This is a genomic window from Gracilibacillus halophilus YIM-C55.5 (genome assembly GCF_000359605.1).
Taxonomy (GTDB): Bacteria; Bacillota; Bacilli; order Bacillales; family Amphibacillaceae; genus Gracilibacillus; species Gracilibacillus halophilus.
Genome location: NZ_APML01000084.1, coordinates 1 through 18,584 on the forward strand (window position 1 = coordinate 1; position 18,584 = coordinate 18,584).

General features: G+C 38.4%; 19 protein-coding genes and 1 pseudogene. 13 read left to right on the plus strand and 7 right to left on the minus strand.

Annotated elements, in window-relative coordinates; genetic code table 11:
- Positions 1 to 574: 574 nt before the first annotated feature.
- The 5 genes from J416_RS14190 to J416_RS14210 all read left to right on the plus strand — a co-directional run bounded on the left by J416_RS14190 (position 575) and on the right by J416_RS14210 (position 4,173).
- Positions 575 to 1,570 (plus strand): lipoate--protein ligase, encoded by a 996-nt coding sequence (locus J416_RS14190; protein WP_003474298.1) that lies wholly within the window; start codon positions 575 to 577, stop codon positions 1,568 to 1,570.
- A gap of 56 nt (positions 1,571 to 1,626) precedes the next feature.
- Positions 1,627 to 2,778 carry a M48 family metalloprotease gene (locus J416_RS14195; protein ID WP_003474301.1) on the plus strand — a complete coding sequence of 384 codons (1,152 nt, stop codon included), beginning with the start codon at positions 1,627 to 1,629 and terminating at the stop codon, positions 2,776 to 2,778.
- Positions 2,779 to 2,975: 197 nt separating this feature from the next.
- Entirely contained in the window at positions 2,976 to 3,449 is a 474-nt protein-coding gene (locus J416_RS14200) for a DUF2975 domain-containing protein (protein WP_003474306.1), read from the plus strand.
- Positions 3,450 to 3,477: 28 nt separating this feature from the next.
- On the plus strand, positions 3,478 to 3,951 hold the full coding sequence (locus J416_RS14205) for a DUF2975 domain-containing protein (protein WP_003474309.1): 474 nt from the start codon (positions 3,478 to 3,480) through the stop codon (positions 3,949 to 3,951).
- A 9-nt stretch (positions 3,952 to 3,960) separates the two neighbouring features.
- Complete coding sequence (locus tag J416_RS14210) at positions 3,961 to 4,173, plus strand: helix-turn-helix domain-containing protein (RefSeq protein WP_003474312.1); 213 nt, start codon at positions 3,961 to 3,963, stop codon at positions 4,171 to 4,173.
- A 31-nt stretch (positions 4,174 to 4,204) separates the two neighbouring features.
- Here the strand turns inward: J416_RS14210 and J416_RS14215 are convergent, their stop codons facing one another.
- A complete protein-coding gene (locus J416_RS14215; RefSeq protein WP_003474325.1) occupies positions 4,205 to 4,792 on the minus strand; it encodes a Uma2 family endonuclease in 588 nt (195 codons plus the stop codon).
- A 247-nt stretch (positions 4,793 to 5,039) separates the two neighbouring features.
- Here J416_RS14215 and J416_RS14220 point away from each other — a divergent pair, with 247 nt between their 5' ends.
- Positions 5,040 to 5,567, plus strand: coding sequence for a competence protein ComK (locus J416_RS14220; protein WP_003474332.1), 528 nt, complete (start codon positions 5,040 to 5,042; stop codon positions 5,565 to 5,567).
- A gap of 38 nt (positions 5,568 to 5,605) precedes the next feature.
- Here J416_RS14220 and J416_RS14225 read toward each other — a convergent pair whose 3' ends face one another.
- Complete coding sequence (locus J416_RS14225) at positions 5,606 to 5,992, minus strand: YhjD family protein (RefSeq protein ID WP_003474354.1); 387 nt, start codon at positions 5,990 to 5,992, stop codon at positions 5,606 to 5,608.
- A gap of 200 nt (positions 5,993 to 6,192) precedes the next feature.
- Here J416_RS14225 and J416_RS14230 point away from each other — a divergent pair, with 200 nt between their 5' ends.
- The 5 genes from J416_RS14230 to J416_RS16625 all read left to right on the plus strand — a co-directional run bounded on the left by J416_RS14230 (position 6,193) and on the right by J416_RS16625 (position 14,797).
- Positions 6,193 to 6,762 carry a TVP38/TMEM64 family protein gene (locus J416_RS14230; protein ID WP_003474357.1) on the plus strand — a complete coding sequence of 190 codons (570 nt, stop codon included), beginning with the start codon at positions 6,193 to 6,195 and terminating at the stop codon, positions 6,760 to 6,762.
- A 139-nt stretch (positions 6,763 to 6,901) separates the two neighbouring features.
- The gene (gene lepB, locus J416_RS14235; RefSeq protein WP_003474360.1) at positions 6,902 to 7,450 is read left to right on the plus strand and encodes a signal peptidase I; all 549 of its coding nucleotides are present in this window, start codon (positions 6,902 to 6,904) and stop codon (positions 7,448 to 7,450) included.
- A 116-nt stretch (positions 7,451 to 7,566) separates the two neighbouring features.
- Positions 7,567 to 11,076 (plus strand): helicase-exonuclease AddAB subunit AddB, encoded by a 3,510-nt coding sequence (addB, locus tag J416_RS14240; protein WP_052000988.1) that lies wholly within the window; start codon positions 7,567 to 7,569, stop codon positions 11,074 to 11,076.
- Positions 11,076 to 13,673, plus strand: a complete 2,598-nt coding sequence (gene addA, locus J416_RS14245) for a helicase-exonuclease AddAB subunit AddA (protein WP_338029464.1) — start codon at positions 11,076 to 11,078, stop codon at positions 13,671 to 13,673. The genes addB and addA overlap by 1 nt, the downstream gene beginning before the upstream one ends.
- A gap of 14 nt (positions 13,674 to 13,687) precedes the next feature.
- Positions 13,688 to 14,797 carry a PD-(D/E)XK nuclease family protein gene (locus tag J416_RS16625; RefSeq protein WP_338029465.1) on the plus strand — a complete coding sequence of 370 codons (1,110 nt, stop codon included), beginning with the start codon at positions 13,688 to 13,690 and terminating at the stop codon, positions 14,795 to 14,797.
- 27 nt (positions 14,798 to 14,824) lie between these two features.
- Here the strand turns inward: J416_RS16625 and J416_RS14250 are convergent, their stop codons facing one another.
- The 5 genes and pseudogenes from J416_RS14250 to J416_RS14270 all read right to left on the minus strand — a co-directional run bounded on the left by J416_RS14250 (position 14,825) and on the right by J416_RS14270 (position 16,598).
- Complete coding sequence (locus J416_RS14250; RefSeq protein WP_003474366.1) at positions 14,825 to 15,043, minus strand: spore germination protein; 219 nt, start codon at positions 15,041 to 15,043, stop codon at positions 14,825 to 14,827.
- Between the two features lie 37 nt (positions 15,044 to 15,080).
- The gene (locus J416_RS14255) at positions 15,081 to 15,455 is read right to left on the minus strand and encodes a spore germination protein GerPE (RefSeq protein WP_003474369.1); all 375 of its coding nucleotides are present in this window, start codon (positions 15,453 to 15,455) and stop codon (positions 15,081 to 15,083) included.
- Between the two features lie 197 nt (positions 15,456 to 15,652).
- Positions 15,653 to 16,195, minus strand: coding sequence for a spore germination protein GerPC (gene gerPC / locus J416_RS14260; RefSeq protein ID WP_003474371.1), 543 nt, complete (start codon positions 16,193 to 16,195; stop codon positions 15,653 to 15,655).
- A gap of 24 nt (positions 16,196 to 16,219) precedes the next feature.
- Positions 16,220 to 16,429, minus strand: coding sequence for a spore germination protein GerPB (locus J416_RS14265; protein ID WP_003474374.1), 210 nt, complete (start codon positions 16,427 to 16,429; stop codon positions 16,220 to 16,222).
- 11 nt (positions 16,430 to 16,440) lie between these two features.
- Positions 16,441 to 16,598: pseudogene (locus J416_RS14270) on the minus strand (spore germination protein).
- A gap of 207 nt (positions 16,599 to 16,805) precedes the next feature.
- Between J416_RS14270 and J416_RS14275 the strand changes: the two are divergent.
- Together J416_RS14275 and J416_RS14280 are read left to right on the plus strand one after the other, a co-directional pair.
- A complete protein-coding gene (locus tag J416_RS14275; protein WP_003474382.1) occupies positions 16,806 to 18,002 on the plus strand; it encodes a DUF418 domain-containing protein in 1,197 nt (398 codons plus the stop codon).
- A gap of 98 nt (positions 18,003 to 18,100) precedes the next feature.
- Complete coding sequence (locus J416_RS14280; protein WP_003474385.1) at positions 18,101 to 18,460, plus strand: YisL family protein; 360 nt, start codon at positions 18,101 to 18,103, stop codon at positions 18,458 to 18,460.
- The last annotated feature ends 124 nt before the right edge of the window (positions 18,461 to 18,584 follow it).

Genomic DNA, 18,584 nt, shown 5'->3' on the forward strand with positions numbered 1-18,584 from the left:
GTCAAACAGAGGGAAGAGAAGCATCTGTTAGCCTCGAAAAAGCGGATATGCGTCAAACGGAGGGAAGAGAAGTAGCTGTTAGCCTCAAAAAATAAAGTATGGCGCGTTTTTCAGAAATCCTCGTATCAACAAAATGTACGATAGCCACCTTCAGAAAATAAAAAAAGCAGCTAAATGGAATTAGCTGCGACGTCTTTCCTATATCTTGATGAATTGGATGGGAATGTTCATCACCCTCATACAGCAGGATAAGAAGGATGAAAGAAACGAAAGATATAGGGGATAAAGACTTATGTTAACTAGCGGTGTGACGGCAGTTTTACAGGCAATTTTCGAACAAACTACCTATGCGACTGCCTCACGTCCGCATGTTACACACCATTTTGGACAGAAAAAGTCTAAAAATGTCCTCTATCCTAAAAATGAGTTGTAAACTATTGTATTATAACAAAACGAAAAAATCAAGTATTTGTATTACAACAATTTAGAATTGTTAGTCATCTTTATTGTTTTCTTAGGGTTCTTCTTTTATACTTGGCATTGGGCAATTCTGTATCATAAGGAGTGTAGCTTGATGAAGTTCATCGATAATAAAGGGGTAAAAGATCCACATATTAATTTAGCGATTGAAGAGTATGTATTAAATAAATTTGGACAAGATGATACTTACTTGTTGTTTTATATTAATCAGCCATCGATTATTATTGGCAAAAACCAGAATACCGTCGAAGAAATCAACACAGATTTTGTTGATGAGAATGGAATTAAAGTAGTTCGGCGTTTATCTGGCGGTGGTGCTGTGTACCATGACGAAGGGAATTTGAATTTTAGTTTTATTACGAAAGATGATGGAAACAGCTTTCAAAATTTTGCGAAATTTACTGAACCAGTGGTTGATGCGTTACGAGCATTGGGTGTGCCTGCTGAATTAAAAGGGCGTAATGACTTAGTAGCAGATGGACGTAAGATTTCTGGTAATGCACAATTTACTTCAAAAGGGCGTATGTTTAGCCATGGTACGTTAATGTTTGATTCTGAAGTTGAAAATGTTGTCAAATCATTGAATGTAAAAACTGAGAAAATTCAGTCAAAAGGAATTAAATCGATTCGTAGTCGTGTAGCCAACATCTCAGAGTTTTTGGAAGAGAACATTTCAATTGAAGAGCTTAAAGCACACATTTTACGTCACGTGTTTGAAGTCGAACATACAGAAGATGTTTCAGAGTATGTACTCACTGATGAGGATTGGGATCATATTTATCAATTATCTAAAGAACGTTATCAGCAATGGGACTGGAATTATGGCAAATCACCGAAATTTAACGTGCAACATTCACACAAATTTGATGGTGGTCTTGTTGATGTGCGCCTTGATGTGCATAAAGGGATGATTGAACAGTGCAATATTTATGGTGATTTCTTCGGCATTGGTAATGTCGATGAGTTAGAAGAGAAACTTGTCGGTGTAAAATACAACCGTGAGGCGATCGCCGAAACTCTAGAAGACGTGGATGTAAGTCATTACCTTGGTAAGATTACGAAAGAAGATTTTCTAAGTCTCGTGTATTAATACGTATCCTCTTATCTTTAACGGTAAGAGGATTTTCCGTAGATAGGAAGAGGTTTATGAAGAAGATTTGGTTGTTGTATGTGAGTTATTGCTTGCTGTTATTTGGCTATTTTTATTGGCTCTATCCGCTAGAAACACTTGGAGATACGCGCTATGGTGCGTTATCGCATGCATTTTATTTTGCCATGTGGCCACTCGAATTGCTCGTGTTCTATTTGTTTATAAAACAACCTACTTTTATCGAATGGGTCGAGCGATTTCAGTTACCATTTGTACGTGTGATCGCCTACGTAACGCTTGTGATCATCGTGAATAATTTCTTTCATTGGCCATTTCGTATCTTGTGGTATTTCATATCTCGAGAAGAAGGTGTACGCACACAAGCGTTTGGATCATGGTTTTGGGATATGTTACAAAGTAGTTTTCTGTTGTGGCTGGCCTTATTCGTAGTGGTTTATATCGCGCAAAAGGTGATCAAACAATTCCCAAAATGGTGGGGACTTGTGTTATGGGGATTATCGATACCTGTTGTCATATTTGTCGTTTATGTACAACCGATTTGGATTGATCCGCTGTTTGATGATTTTTCTCAGTTAGAACAAGGTGCTTTACGAGAGAATATTGAACAGTTAACGGAACGTGCAGGGCTAGAAGATGTTGATTTATTTGTCGTTGAAAAAAGTGAGAAAGTATCTACTTATAATGCTTATGTGACTGGATTGTTTGATCACGCTCGAATTGTTATATGGGATACGACGATACATGGGATGGAAAATCAAGAAATTTTGTTTATATTGGCGCATGAAGTCGCTCATTATTTATTTCAACATGTCTATATCGGTGTCGGTCTTTATGTACTGCTCAGTCTTGTATTGCTGCTTATCTTACAACGGATAGGCAGACGCTGGTTACGTGAACGAAAACAATCGCCCAGTTTTTTGACTGTTACAAAATTGCTTCTGGTCACCGTGTTGTTAATGATGCTTAGTCAACCATTGGTGCAATACGTATCTCGCCAAATGGAAACCGCTGCTGATCAATATGCTATTCGTCATACTGAGAATCTTGAGCCTGCTAGAGAAAGTTATCTGAATTTAGCTAGGCAATCGAAAACAGATATCGATCCTGCTGCTTGGATTCAATTTTTTCGCTCTTCGCATCCGTCGATTGCTGAACGCATGGAACGTATTGACCGAGCGATGGAATGACGTGATACCCAATCATAAGTGTTAACAACAAGAAATCGCTGGATAAAACTTTGCCACAGTTTTGCTACTGTGGTTTTTCTTGTTGCGTACAAAACAGAATTGACTAAAGTGTTTCTGATAAATAATAAAAATTTATTGAAAAACAATAAATAATTGTGTATGCTAGAAGCAATGAATGTTTGAAAGAGGTGTTGTAAATGAAGAAATATGCAACTTTTATTTTGAAGTTCGCATTATTTGTCATCGGGTGCATCGTTATTGGTTTATGCATATGGATGGTTCATGTAGCTGCAGAGACGGCAGCAACTTATCCCGAATTTGCATATTTGCAATATCCAGTTCTCATCTATTTGTATATAACGACAGTACCTTTTTTCTATGCCTTGTATCAAGCATACACGATGATCAGATACATGGATGTAGGAGAAGCATTTTCAGATCAAACGATCGATCGTTTGCGAACTATTAAATATTGTGCGGTGATCATTAGTGTGCTGTATGTTATCGGCTCCATTTTACTGACGTTACAGTCTGCTATGCATCCAGGGATTGCTTTAGCCAGTATAACGATCGTTTTTGCTTCCGTTGTCATAGCGTATTTCGCTACGTTATTACAAGAACTATTAGCACGCGCAATAAGCATTAAAAAAGAAAATGAATGTACAGTATAAGGGATAAGATGAGGAAAGAGGTGTTCACGTGTCTACTCGCTTTTTAAAAATCGTTATTGCTTTTATTGGTTTAATCGTACTGAGTATTAGCATCTTTGGTTTACCGCGGATTGCAATAGATGTAGCGGATAGCCCAAGGCTGGTTCAGTTGGTAGTATATTCAATATTAAGTGGAATGTATATTTCAGCGATTCCGTTTTTTATTGCGCTTTATCAAGCCGTACAGCTTTTACGTTATATTGACAGAAAAAATGCATTTTCAGAGTTATCTGTTCAAGCCTTAAAAGTGATCAAGCGTTGTGCTTTATCTATATCTTTCATATATGTTGGTATAATGCCAGCTATTTATTTGTTCGGGGAAAAAGATGATGCACCAGGAGTCATTTTAATAGGTCTTCTTATTATTTTTGCTTCATTTGTCATCGCGGTTTTTGCTTTGGTATTACAAAAACTACTAAAAAGTGCGATCGACATGAAAACAGAAAATGATTTAACCGTGTGAGGTGAGTAAATGGCAATCAAGGTACACATTGATGTAATGTTAGCAAAACGAAAAATGAGTGTGACAGAACTGACAGAAAAAGTAGGAATTACGATGGCCAATCTCTCTATATTAAAAAATGGCAAGGCAAAAGCTATTCGTTTTTCTACACTTGATGCGATTTGTAGGGCGTTAGACTGTCAGCCAGGTGACATTTTAGAATATGTGAAGGACGAAGAATAATGATACAAACATACGATGACTCAGTGTTAGACTACTCTAAGTGAGGAATTTGTTTCATGACCTTTTCCATCGTGAAAGAAATGCAAGGGATAAGAGGTGAATGTACCACTTCTTTTCCTTGAAAAACATTATGAATGTGATATATTTCGTTTTGTAAAGTATATACTTCGACAAAGCCGATTTCTGGTTCAACAATCCAATATTCGGGGATGCCATAATAAGCATATGTTTCTAACTTATCCATCTTATCTCTCTTTAATGTAGAAGGAGAGAGGATCTCCATTACCATATTAGGTGTCCCTTCTATACCGCGTTTACTCAGTATGTCCATCCGCTTTCTGTCAATCAGCACGATATCTGGTTGTCGCACTTCCTTGTTAGATAATATGAGATCGATAGGAGCATATAATATGAAATAACTCGAGGCACAGCTCTGCGAAATCATCTTCTGGATTTCAAAACTAACCATTTGGTGGGTAACCGTTGGTGCTGGGCTCATTAATTCCAATTGCCCACGGACTAATTCATAGCGATTGCCGTCTTCAATTGCCGCGTAATCATGATACGTGAGATCACTTTCTTTCACCATGTCTCCCTTTTTTCGAGATTTATCATTCATTTCACAACACCTCTTGCATTGATTATATCATCATTTTCAATTTATGACTTTTCGACGTGATGTATTTGATAAAAATTTGTGACATGAGGCAAGTGAGTGGATAAATGTCATCATATTTTATCAAATTTCCTTAAAAGTTGTGGATAAGTTAAGAATTTTCTACGTTTATAGGGTCATGACTCCTCCTTTTTATCAAACGTTGGTACAGTATAATTGTTCGTAAAAAATTTTTGAAGGAGGAAGCATGATGGAAGTAGTTGTTGAACAGTTTTTTGAATTAAGCCCATCGACACTTGCTGTTATTGGATTGCCGAATGAAACGAGGAAAGGATATTTCACACGAGTATTAGATTATGATGAAACTTTTGATTATGAAACCGCTTATAGCACGCAACGGGTGATGGACTATACTTGTAGAGAATTTGGCATCAGTTTGCGCGGATTAATTGAAGGAGCACGGAAACTTAGTGGTATCACACATAAGCCGCCCATTGCTATTGATCGCATCAGTGGGATGTATTTTTTCCCTGTAGAGTCACCGATGAAAAAATCGTGTACATGGATTGCTCATTCACATGTGAGCAAGGTGGAAAAGCAAGATCCATATAATTGTACGATTATCTTTAAAAATGGTCGAAATATAACGTTGGATATTTCGTATGCTAGTATGATTAATCAGTTGTATCGTACCGCGCAATATCGTTATCTACTCAGCAATCGTGTAGAAGATATTATTGAGCATGCTCATCATGTGGCAGAAAGGCAGAAGTTTTAATAAAAAGAACATAACGCTCTCGCTAAAAGGCGAGAGTGTTATTTGTACATAAGCGGTTCAGTGGTACGGTCGGCTTGTTTCATTAAGTCTTCTATGATGCTTGCTACCTTTTGTCGTATCGCTGGATTAAAATAATTACGTTTTTCCTCTTTTCCTTTACAGACAAATAAATAAGAAGTAAAGGACTCATTCTTTTCATCTAATAGCACTTGCAATTGCTCTTCTCTCATTTGTTTGCGTAAGTGCTTACGTTCTTCAGTTGCATTGGCTTCCATTTTTTTTAGTAAATTTATATAGGGTTCATTGATTTTAAAAGGAGTGGATTGACTCAATTGGTGTAGATCCAATTTAATGACACGTAATGCCATAGAAAGAAATAAAAACCGTGAAGCGATTTTCCATTCGTGTTCGTTTAAATATCTCATATTTTATCCTCCTAAATGAGAACGTGTGTTCTATTATATACTGAAACGATCTAAAATACAACAGGAAAAGATTGATAATAAAAAAACAGGTAAACAGATCAGTGTAAATAGTGGGAAAAAGTAAAAAAATTTATTAAAATATAAGTGAGAAATGTGTTAAAAATTTCGGTATCCAAGCTTTATAGAGGGGATTTTTACGAATGTTTACATATACTATAACAAATATAGAAAATATTGATATCGAGGAGATAAAAGAGCTCATTGAAGCAAATGAATATGATCGGCTCGTTAATTTCTTACTGAGCACGTATGAAAGCCTAGGTCCTATTCCAGGTCTATTACTCCCGTTTATTGAAGCATTTCTGCCGTTTTTACCGTTAATTGTATTTGTGATGACAAATGCCGCTGCTTATGGGTTGTTTGAAGGGTTTTTGTTATCATGGATCGGTGCAAGCTCAGGAGCCATTGTTGTGTTTATGATTATTCGACGGATAAAAGATATGCGCTTCTTTAGATGGATTCGTAAAAATAAACAAGTGACCATTGTGATGAATTGGTTGGAGCGTCACGGGTTTGGTCCGTTATTTTTACTTCTGTGCTTTCCATTCTCTCCATCAGCTGTGATTAATTTAGTTGCTGCGTTATCAGGGATCAGCTTATATCAATTCGCGCTCGCCGTACTATTAGGAAAAACAGTGATGATTTTTACCATATCCTTTGTTGGAGATAGCTTAGCATCATTGCGCAAAATCCGGTACGAACGATTGTAGTGGCCGTTTGTACGCTTGTTCTATGGATTGCTGGAAAGTATATAGAAAAACGTTTAGAAAAAAGACAAATAGCAGGTGATTAAGACAAGGAAAAAAGGGGTAAAATTAGTAATAACATCCTTGTAGGGAGGCGCCTGTCATGAGAAAGATCAAATGGATATCTGTGATTCGAATTGTATGTATTTCACTCATTTTTGTCTATATATTTCGGTCTTATCTATTTGCTAGCTATGTCGTGAATGGAAAATCGATGGAACCTACATTGCATGATGGTAATTTATTAATGGTAAACAAAGTCATTTATGACGTTACTGCCATTGACCGATTTGATGTGATTGTGTTTCGAGCAAATGAACAAGAAGACTATGTCAAACGAGTGATTGGTAAACCTGGCGATCATATCAAATACAGAAATGATGTTTTATATTTAAATGGAACAGAGGTGGAAGAGTCCTATTTGAAACCATTTAGGAAAAAATACGCGACACCGTTAACAGAAGATTTTACACTACAAGAAGTGACAGGTGAGACGGAAGTGCCTGAAGGGAAATTATTTGTATTAGGAGATCATCGAAAACGAAGTTATGATAGTCGCGACATCGGATTTGTGGATCGAGAAACGGTCATCGGAAAAGTGGATATTCGTTATTGGCCGATATCTGAATTAAACTTTCAATTTATCCAATAAAAAGTAAGCGCTTACTAAAAAGTAGGGCAGGTTTGAAGGAACTCAACCTGCCCTGTGTAGATTTTGACGTCGGAACAAACGTTTGGTATAATGTCTATATTATATTAGATAGAGCGATGATTGAGCTTATAAGACGGGTGTGTGATAGCTTGTTACAGTTTATCGTAGGCAGTGCAACGATGAATAAGAGCGAATATTGTTTGGATAAAATCAAACAACGACTCAAAGAAGATCCACAGGGAAAACCGATCATTTATTTAGTACCTGATCAGATGACGTTTCAACAAGAGTATGCAATGCTTCAATCTCCTGATTTAACGGGATCGATCAGGGCGCAAGTATACAGCTTTTCACGGTTAGCTTGGCGGGTTATGCAGTTAACCGGTGGTGCGACAAAAAAATATATTACGTCCACTGGTATGCAAATGATGTTGCGAAAGATCATTGAACAGCGTACAGACGACTGGAAAATGTTTGAAAAGGCGATTGAAAAGCAGGGCTTTATCGAAAAATTAGAAGATATGATCACTGAATTCAAGCGCTATCAAATTACACCAGATTGGCTGGAGCAACAAATAGCAAGTATCGATCGCTTTCAACATCAATCGATTAGTGAACGACGTCTTCGTGATAAATTAGACGATCTGTATTATATTTATCAGCAACTGGCCGTATCACTTGAAGGAAATTATATGGATAATGAAGATCGCTTGCAAAAGCTGATTGAACAATTAGAAAACTCTACATATTTACAAGGCGCAGATGTTTATATTGATGGGTTTCATAGCTTTACACCGCACGAGCTCGCAGTTGTTGAAACGATCCTTAAACAAGCCAATCAAGTGACCGTAACGCTGACGGTTGATGATGTAGCCGAATCAGAGCCATCTTCATTGGACTTATTTTTACAGACAAAAGAAACCTACCAAATGGTGAAACAAGTAGCTGATCAGCACTATATTGAAACAGAAGTGACACAGTTAAGGCCGAATGATCAACAATACCTCAATCCATTTATTCATTTGGACAAGCACTTTGAAAGTCGTCCATCAGTACCGTTTATGCAAGAGGCGCCTGTTCAAGTGGCTGAAGCCGTACATCCGCGTGCGGAAGTAGAAGGCGTGGCTCAAGAAATGATAAAACTTATACGTGACGAAAATTATCGTTACCGTGATATGGCGATTTTTATTCGTGAACCTGATGTATATCACGATTTAATTACAACAGTTTTCCAAGATTATCAAATCCCGATATTTGTCGATGAAAAACGGACTATGTTAAATCATCCGTTGATTGAGTGCGTTCGTTCTCTGCTTGATGTAATCGAAGGAAATTGGCGATATGACGCCGTATTTCGATTATTAAAAACTGGTTTTATACCAGCGTCAGATGAGCTACTTCCACTCGATCAAGAAGCCATTGATGAGTTAGAAAATTATGTGTTGGAGTATGGTGTGCGTGGTAGAAATCAATGGTTCAGTGATAAGCCGTGGATGTTCCAACGCTTTAAGGGACTCGATCAATCGGCACAGACCGACCGTGAAAAAGAGGTGCAAGATCGAATCAATGCATATCGTGATCAAGTGGTTGACGTATTGTCCCGAATTGATCAAGATTTGCGAGAGCCAACAACGATTAAAGAAAAGACGGTACGACTCTTTCAATGGCTTGAGGCGATTGATGCACCGAAGCAGTTAGAAATGATTCGTGATCGTTATGATGAGCAAGGAAATATCGAAAAAGCAAGAGAGCAAGATCAAGTATGGGATGCGTTGATTCAATTACTAGAAGAAATGACGGAAATGGCTGGCGAGGAACAAATGAGCCTGCGTATGTATCGCCAAGTATTAGAATCTGGTTTTGATACGTTGCAATTTTCCCATGTTCCGCCAAGCATTGATCATGTGGTTGTTGGGTCTATTGATCGCTCGCGCATGCAAGGGGTAAAATGCGCCTTTTTATTAGGTGTTAATGAAGGAACATGGCCGATGAAACCAAGTGGCGATGGCTTGATTTCAGAAGAAGAGCGGCATTTATTAGCAGAACACGGTATGCAATTAGCTGAAGGTAGCAAGCGTCAATTGCTCGACGATCGCTTTTATGTGTATTTAGCGTTTACCATTCCATCGGATTACTTATGGATTAGCTATCCGATCAGTAATGAAGAAGGAAATGTAAAAGTAGCTTCTCCATTTATGAAACGAATCGGAGAGTTATTTCCATACCGCTATTCGCCGCTTTTATTGCAAGATCCGGAAGAAATGCAAGATGCCGATCGATTTATTACGACACCAACGAAAACACGCGGGGCTCTCACAGCGCAATTAGCCAAGAAGTTGCGAGGGTACCCAATCGATCCAGTATGGGACTATGTCTTAAACTGGTTTATCGAAACAAAAACAAATCAAGCTACCAACCAAAAGGTGCTACGCAGTTTATTTTATGAAAATAAACCGAATGATCTGGCGAAAGAAACGGTGGACAAACTATATCCAAAAGAAATGAAGACGAGTGTGTCAAGGTTAGAAATGTATTATCGCTGCTCCTATCAACATTTTGCAAGATATAGTTTAGGATTGGAAGAACGGCCCGTCTATAAACTCGATGCCCCTGATATCGGACAATTGTTTCACGAGGCATTAAAACAGATTACTGAATGGATACAACAAGAAGGAAAGCAGTTTGCTGCGATTGATCAAACGACCGCACAAGGTTATGCGCATCGAGCGATTGATCAGCTTTCTCCCATCTTGCAACATCAAATTTTACACAGTTCAAATCGTTATCAGTATATTCAACAAAAATTGCAACGGGTGATTGCTAGAGCGACTTATATATTAAGTGAACAAGCAAGAAATAGTAACTTTGCACCGGTCGGTTTAGAAGTAGCCTTTGGTGAACGTGGCCAACTTGATTCACTCGACATTCCGTTGCCGAATGATTATACCTTACAGTTACGTGGCCGTATTGACCGAATTGATCAAGCGCAGGAAGATAACCAGTTATATTTACGCATTATTGATTACAAGTCGAGTGCCAAAGGCTTGAATTTAACCGAAGTCTATTATGGATTAGCATTACAAATGCTTGCCTATTTGGATGTTGTCTTATCCAATGCAGAAGGTTGGCTCGGATTACCAGCTTCACCAGCAGGCGTATTGTATTTTCATGTTCATAACCCTATGTTGTCTGCTTCTGAGAGGCTATCGGATGATCAAGTGGAGCAAGAAATCTTTAAACAATTTAAAATGAAAGGCTTATTAGTAGATCAAGAAGACGTCGTTCGAATGATGGATACCTCTCTTGAGACGGGGCAAAGTCAAATTGTCCCCGCAGGTCTAAGCAAGAAAGGTACATTTTATAAGAATTCAAAAGTGGCTGAAGCTAATACTTTTGAACAATTACAGACCTATGTTCGTTCACTCATTGAACAAGCGGGACTTTCTATTACAGAAGGGGATGTTCAATTAAATCCTTTTCAACAGAAACAAATGACAGCTTGTTCGTTTTGTTCATTCCGTTCGGTGTGTCAGTTTGATCCAACGTTAAAAGAAAATAATTATCGAACATTAAAAGAATGGAAAGATGAAGATGTGATCGAAGCCATCAAGCGAGGTGAAGAATAATGACGAAATGGACAGCTGAACAAGAAGAAGCCATCTATCAATCAGGAAAGGATATACTCGTAGCAGCAGCAGCAGGTTCAGGGAAGACAGCTGTACTAGTTGAGCGAATTATACAAAAGTTATTAGATACGAAAAATCCTGCTGATATTGACCAATTGCTCGTCGTGACCTTTACAAATGCAGCGGCACAAGAAATGCGCAACCGAATTGGTGAGGCATTGGAATCGGCCTTAGAGCAACAACCACAGTCCACTCATTTAAAAAAACAATTGTCATTATTACAACAAGCTTCAATTTCTACATTACATGCTTTTTGTATGGAGCTTGTTCGAACATATGCGTACCAAATCGATATTGATCCGAATTTCCGTATTGCTGATACAGTCGAAGCAGATATGATCCGACAAGAAGTGTTAGCTGATTTGTTCGAGGATTGGTACGGTGAAGAAGATCCGCAAGAACAGGAAGCATTTTTTCAAGTCGTTGACCGGTTTTCAAGCGATCGTAATGACTTAGAAGTCGAATCGTTAATTTTAAAATTATATGATTTTTCCATTCAAAATCCAGACCCAGAACAATGGCTGAATGATATGGCGGAGAAATATGCGATCGAATCAGATGTTGATGAGGATTCAATTGAATGGCTACGTATGTTAAAACAAGAAGTGTTGCAACAGTTGACGGTCATGGAAGAACATACAGATCAAGCACTAGCACTTACGCGAGAGAGTGATGGACCGTATCATTATGCGGATGCACTAGATCAAGATAGGCAGATGATTCAAGAAGCACGTGGCGCTCTTCAAGTGTCTTGGCAAGAAGGAAAGGAATATGTTTCCAATAAAAAGTTCCAAACGTTGTCGCGGAAAAAAGTGGACTGCGATGAAGAAAAGAAAGGCCAAGTTCAAGCGATTCGAAATCAAGTAAAAGATCGCTGGAAAAAGATGCAGGGACGTTATTTTTCTCGGGATTTAGATCAGCATCTTGCCGATATTCGCCAGTTATATCCGACGATTAAGAAAGTGGCTAAAATGGTCCAAGCCTTTAAGGAATCATATCAACATGCGAAAAAGGAAAGAGGTCTCGTTGATTTTTCTGATTTAGAACATTTCGCGCTCGATATTTTATTAGAAGATCGACAAACGAAGCTGCCATCTACCATAGCGCAAGAGTTACAGCGACAGTATACGGAAATTATGATCGATGAATATCAAGATACAAATATTGTACAAGAAACGATCTTGCAAGCCATTGCCCAACCAAGTCAAACGGGGAATCGATTTATGGTTGGAGATGTAAAACAAAGCATTTATCGCTTCCGTCATGCTGAACCTTCTTTGTTTATTGATAAATACAAACGTTTTGAACATAACGAAGAACAAGGACATCGTATCGATTTAGCTAAAAATTTCCGAAGTCGTGAACAGGTTATCGTCGCTGCTAATTATATTTTTCGCCAGCTGTTTGACGAAAACGTTGGTGATATAGCCTATGATGAGAAAGCAGAATTGATTTACGGAAATCAAGATTATCGAAAGCACCCAACGAATCACGCAGATACAGAGCTTGTCATTATTGATCAAGAAGCCACTGATAAAGAGCAAACAGAAACGGATGAAGATTCAGAAGCTGAAGAAGAACTCGAAAAAGCACAATTAGAAGCAAGAGCGTATGCAGAAAAGATCAAACATTGGATTGGTACCGATCATCAAAAACCTTTACAAGTGATGGATAAACAAACAGGAATGATGCGCGATGTCAAATACCGGGATATTGTCATTTTATTACGCTCCATGACCTGGGCACCAACCATAATGGAAGAATTTAAAAAGCAAGGAATTCCGGTTTATGCTGAGTTATCCTCGGGTTATTTAGAGGCAATTGAAATACAAATCATGTTGAGCTTGTTGAAAATTATCGACAATCCGCTACAAGATATTCCACTTGCCTCTGTATTAAAATCACCGATCGTAGGATTAGAAGAAAACGACTTAGCAGAAATCCGTTTAGCGAAGAAAAACGCGCCGTATTATCAAGCGTTGAAAGCTTATTTGAAGCAAGGTGAACATACAAAGAAACAAGAAACGCTACAAAACTTTTTTGATTCATTAGAACATTGGCGCACAGAAGCAAGACAAGGATCTCTGTCTGCGTTAATTTGGAATATTTTTCAGGAAACAGGTTATTACGATTTTGTCGGTGGTATGCCAGGTGGTAGACAGCGACAGGCGAATCTACGGGCACTTTATGACCGAGCCAAAAGTTATGAATCGACTTCTTTTCGCGGGTTATTTCGATTTTTACGATTTATTGAACGACTCGAAGATAGAGGAGAAGACTTGGGGGCAGCCAAAGCACTCGGAGAACAAGAAGATGTTGTTCGCATGATGACGATTCATAAAAGTAAAGGGCTGGAGTTTCCAGTTGTCATTGTTGGCGCCTTACATAAACAATTTAATCAGAGAGATATCCATGCTTCCTATTTATTGCATAAGACATTTGGCTTTGCGACAAAGTATGTTGACCCAGAGAAACGTATCATGTATCCGACTTTGATGTATCATGCGTCAAGCATGCTATACACCGTGAGATGTTAGCGGAAGAAATGCGAGTGTTGTATGTCGCCTTAACTCGGGCAAAAGAAAAACTCGTTTTATTAGGAACCGTTCCGTCGCTAGCAGACGTAAAGCAAAAATGGCAAATGATCCAACAACAATCTGAATGGGTATTACCTTCGTATTATCGTTTAGAATCGCGTACATTCCTCGAGTGGATTGGTGCTGCATTTACGCGTCATCAAGATGCAGACATTCTTCGTAAAGAGGAATTAAGTTATCAAGTGCCATCAACCATTGTCAATCATGATGTACCTGTTTCAATTGAGAGGGTTCATAGCAAAAAATATCAACAAATAGATGAATCGCAAAGAGAGACGATTGAAGCGTTAGAAACGGCTATTTTTGAATGGCAACCACAACAACTAATCGATCAAAAACAAAAAGAAAAGGTCGATCGCGCTTTGAATTTTGTCTATCCCTATCAAGATGCGCAGTTTTATCGAGCGAAACAATCGGTAACTGAAATGAAGCGCCAACAAGAAGTGAAAGATATGTATAGTGATGCCCAACTCATTGAACCGTTTCGTGCACCGATTCGAAAAAGGCCTCGATTCATGCAGGAAGAAGAAACGCTGAGTCGCGCAGAAATCGGAACTGCTATGCACACGGTGATGCAACATATTCCATTTGATCGACAGTGGGATCGGTCAACGCTAGAAGAATGGCTAGATTCGTTACAAATGAACGAATTAATCACCGAAAAAGAAATCGAAGTCATTGACCGGGAAGCCATTCTAACATTTTTACAATCTGATTTAGGTCAAATGTTACAAGAAACAGAGACTGTGGAGAGAGAAATTCCATTTAGTTTAACGTTACCAGCAAAGGAGGTCTATCCGAACTGGCAAGATGATCTAGAGGAGCGGATTTTTCTACAAGGAGTGATCGATTGTTTGATGTGGACAGACGAAGGTTGGATATTAATTGATTATAAAACCGATCAAATTCATCAAACAGTGAATAAAGACCTGAAAGCTGGCTTGCGTCAAAGATATCAAATTCAAATTGATTTATATGCACGAGCTTTAGAAGAGATATGGGAACAACCAATTGTGAAAAAGTATTTATATTTCTTTGACCAAGCATTATTAATCGAAGCGTAAAAAATGCGTAAGGGAGGGACTACTCCTTTACGCATTGGCATTCATGACTTGATCAACAGCATCTGGGTCGACCGTGTTGGTGAGGTTAAAACCTGTATTTGTGTTGGAGAAGTCTCCTGTATTATTGGCACCAGCACCCGAAGCCGATTTTCCAGCACTTTTTGGCGACAGATAAAAACTATCCCCAAAATTAATGACGCCGCCTTCTACACTATTAATTTTAATCGGTCCAACAATGGCAGGCATTGTTCATTCACATCCCTTCAAAGTGAATATGTGAGACTTACGAATCCTCTTCTTTTATAATACGTATATGTTTTAGTTTTGCCTGTGCGTTTAATTGTTTGACATTGCCAAGTTGTAAAATGGCAGAAGTAGATAAAGCGGTCACACGAATATAAGGTGTGCGTATTTCTGGATGATGGTGATAACGAGTTTGTGTGATCGAATAATCAGTGGGGATCAAGGCTGGTTTTGCTTGAAAAATCGGATAATTGGAAAGTTCAAACCCTTGGTCATTTTTGAATCCACCTTCCCTTTGCACGGCTAAACCATCCATATTTGGTGTCACATATTTGGCATCCCCGATGTGGAAAACTGAGCTGTGTGATAAACCACCGACTTTGACCGCTTTAGATTTAGTCGTCCGTTGCCGCATTTTCTTGACCACTTAATGTCGTATCAGTAGGTGGTGAGGTTGCACCCACAATGTATGATTCAGGCGGTGTGTCAAACATCGAGGACAAACGCATCTCTTCACAATCACCAACGAGTACAATAGCCGAGCTCGACAAACCAATAATGAAATATTTCCGACTTCTAATCCATAATTGTGCACTTCATAATTCATTCGTTTTACTCCTTTCTTTCTTGGCTCGAAAACCATTCTCTTAGACCTTGCTGAATTTCATTTTTAATATTGATACGAATATGTTCATGTAACTGAGGAGGGGGCATATTCGAATTCTCATAATAAGCGATTCGTTTGGGTAGTTGTTGAATGAGATCATTGATAATGTTGTCACGGTCACTTGAATGGATGCGATGATGAAATTCTTCTTCAAGCTCACCGAGATAAGATGGAATCTCTTGACGAATATAATGGCAAAGTTCATCGTAAATAGTAGACTGGTTAGCCGTGTGCTGTGATTCTGTAGGTATACTAACATCATTCATACTTGATAATTCTTCTGGTGTAATACCGATATGAAGTGTTCCATCTAGTCGATCAATTTTTAATTGGTCAAAGTGATATTCTAATTTTTCAACGGTTGTGTGAGGAGAGGGTTGTTGCGTTTCCAATTGTTGTATTCGCTGTTCTAATGAATGAATATGTTGTTGTAGTTGATGAATGTGTTGTTGTAATTGTGTGATATACGTCCACGCACGGTCATTCATGTTATCTACTCCTCATTCACATAATTAAACTGGTGATAACGGAACAAGCGGTGGTTCAACAGTTCCTTCCTCAGGAGTGGGGACTTCGGCTGGTTGTTCATATCCACCTGTATTGAATTGCTGTGACATGGCAAAAGATTTTCCGGTACTACCAATTTGTAAAACTGAAGAATTCGTGATACTACCAACTCGTAATGTGTGAATATATATTGATTGATGCACAGTTAATTGCATAACATCACCCTTTACATACCAGTTACATTTTGATCAAATGTATCATCATCTGTAAACTCTGTATTGGCATTTTCGAGATAAACTTGAATGCCATCCCCTGTGTTGAACGATCCACCACCAGCAAATGTTTTCGAAGCTGTATAAGGCTCATCGAGTAAACATCGCCAATATGAAAAATGCTTGAAGCCCCCATATTAATCACTTTAACAGCACCTACGAAAGCTGGCATTTCACAACATCCTACCTTTCATCGTCTCTTTCTTCTTTATTTTATGAACAAATGGGCTGTTTGTGAAAGATGGAAGAAAATACTCGTTTCTTTTCCAATTATCGGTTAAAATATGAAGAGAGTTCATAAAGAAATGAGGGACGAAGGATGACAAAACAAGTGCAACCATTGGCACAAAATCAGCGACTGCCATGGATTGACGCGGCGAGAGGGTTTGCGATTTTTGGTATCTTTGTGGTAAATCTGCTATCGTTTCACGCTCCTTATTTTTTGTACGGCAATCAAGTCAGTTATTGGGGGGCAAGTGATGCGAGCATATGGCACATGATCATTGACATTTTCTTTCAAGCCAGTTTTTATTCGCTATTTTCTTTCTTGTTCGGCTTTGGTATGCAAATCATTTTTGAAAATGTAAAGCAAAAAATCGATAAACCAAGAAAACTGATGGCCCGTCGACTTGTGATGTTGTTGCTATTTGGAATCGTACATGCCTTTTTGATTTGGTATGGCGATATCTTAATCACTTATAGTATCATCGGTTTTCTATTATTGTTGTTTGTCTATCGCAAAAATGTCACGTTATGGACGTGGGCTTTATGTTTATGGTTGATTCCAGTATTCCTTTACACAGGATTATTATATATAGCTCAAGATATGATGGGGGATATCAGTAATTACCAAGCGATTGAGAAGGCATTTGAGCATTATGGATCAGGGTCCTGGATCGATGCATACCAACAAAATCTTCATGATTGGTTATATGCAAATGGTATTGGGAGTATGATACTATCCGCTTTAAATTTGTTACCTATCTTTTTATTCGGCGTTTTGTTTGCACGAAAAAAATGGTTACATGACACGAAGACACATAAACGTACATTACAATGGTTTGCCTTAGGAAGTGGTTGTTTATTTGTATTGTGTAAGGCCGGTCCTTATTTGATTGGAAATCCACTTTGGCTAACGATGGTACAAGATTATATCGGTGGCACTGTATCGGCGGTGTTTTATGTCGTTATGATCACATTGAGTTATCGTTATCTTCAAAGGATCGGTCGTTGGTTTGGTTATGTCGGCAAAATGGCTTTAAGTAACTATATCTTACAGTCGATCATCGGTGTCGTTGTATTTTATTCGTTTGGCTTTGGGTTGTATGGTGAGTTATCGCCGTTGCAGACCGTAGCAATCGCTTTTATCGTCTTTCCATTACAAGTTATCATCAGTCGGTTATGGCTCAAGAAATTTAGTCGCGGTCCTTTGGAAATCTTGTGGCGCAAATGGACATATCGAGGTCTTGATAAACATCAAGACGAGCAGCAAACCTTACGAACGGCAGGAAAATAAGAAAATGACAATTGCGTGACGAATGATTTCACAAATGAAAAATATTGTGATACATGATAAGATAGCGTTGTTGGATTAAAAATGAAGGAGTTGAGCGTATGACACATCTACATATTACGGCATGGGCACTAGCGCTGATTCTATTGATTGTATCTTATGCGTTGTACAAAAAAGGAAGCAAAGCAGGGAAAATTGTGCATATGATTGTTCGGTTGGATTACTTATTGATCCTTTATTCCGGCGGTGACTTATTTGCACAATATGCGGCAATGGATTTTCCGCAACTTGGTGAATTAATCGTAAAGATAATAGCTGGATTATGGGCCATCACAGCAATTGAAATGATTCTAGTGAAAACTTCAAAATCTAAACCCGCAGGAAGCTTTTGGATTCAATTCATCATTGCACTCATCATAACAATTGTTTTAGGATTTGTACGTTTACCACTATCTGTGTAAAGAAAAAGCATGTTTGGCATCGACCAAGCATGCTTTTTTATTGGCTAGAATATGATAAAATTCAGTTTTCTGCCTTGAAAAAGCATATATGCGTCAAACAGAGAAAAGAGAAGCAGCTGTTAGC

Coding starts and splice junctions, on each gene's coding strand:
- J416_RS14190 (WP_003474298.1), top strand. CDS start 575: ATGAAGTTCATCGATAATAAAGGGGTAAAAGATCCACATATTAATTTA.
- J416_RS14195 (WP_003474301.1), top strand. CDS start 1,627: ATGAAGAAGATTTGGTTGTTGTATGTGAGTTATTGCTTGCTGTTATTT.
- J416_RS14200 (WP_003474306.1), top strand. CDS start 2,976: ATGAAGAAATATGCAACTTTTATTTTGAAGTTCGCATTATTTGTCATC.
- J416_RS14210 (WP_003474312.1), top strand. CDS start 3,961: ATGGCAATCAAGGTACACATTGATGTAATGTTAGCAAAACGAAAAATG.
- J416_RS14215 (WP_003474325.1), bottom strand. CDS start 4,792: ATGAATGATAAATCTCGAAAAAAGGGAGACATGGTGAAAGAAAGTGAT.
- J416_RS14220 (WP_003474332.1), top strand. CDS start 5,040: ATGGAAGTAGTTGTTGAACAGTTTTTTGAATTAAGCCCATCGACACTT.
- J416_RS14225 (WP_003474354.1), bottom strand. CDS start 5,992: ATGAGATATTTAAACGAACACGAATGGAAAATCGCTTCACGGTTTTTA.
- J416_RS14230 (WP_003474357.1), top strand. CDS start 6,193: ATGTTTACATATACTATAACAAATATAGAAAATATTGATATCGAGGAG.
- lepB (WP_003474360.1), top strand. CDS start 6,902: ATGAGAAAGATCAAATGGATATCTGTGATTCGAATTGTATGTATTTCA.
- addB (WP_052000988.1), top strand. CDS start 7,567: ATGATTGAGCTTATAAGACGGGTGTGTGATAGCTTGTTACAGTTTATC.
- addA (WP_338029464.1), top strand. CDS start 11,076: ATGACGAAATGGACAGCTGAACAAGAAGAAGCCATCTATCAATCAGGA.
- J416_RS14250 (WP_003474366.1), bottom strand. CDS start 15,043: ATGCCTGCCATTGTTGGACCGATTAAAATTAATAGTGTAGAAGGCGGC.
- J416_RS14255 (WP_003474369.1), bottom strand. CDS start 15,455: ATGCGGCAACGGACGACTAAATCTAAAGCGGTCAAAGTCGGTGGTTTA.
- gerPC (WP_003474371.1), bottom strand. CDS start 16,195: ATGAATGACCGTGCGTGGACGTATATCACACAATTACAACAACACATT.
- J416_RS14265 (WP_003474374.1), bottom strand. CDS start 16,429: ATGCAATTAACTGTGCATCAATCAATATATATTCACACATTACGAGTT.
- J416_RS14275 (WP_003474382.1), top strand. CDS start 16,806: ATGACAAAACAAGTGCAACCATTGGCACAAAATCAGCGACTGCCATGG.
- J416_RS14280 (WP_003474385.1), top strand. CDS start 18,101: ATGACACATCTACATATTACGGCATGGGCACTAGCGCTGATTCTATTG.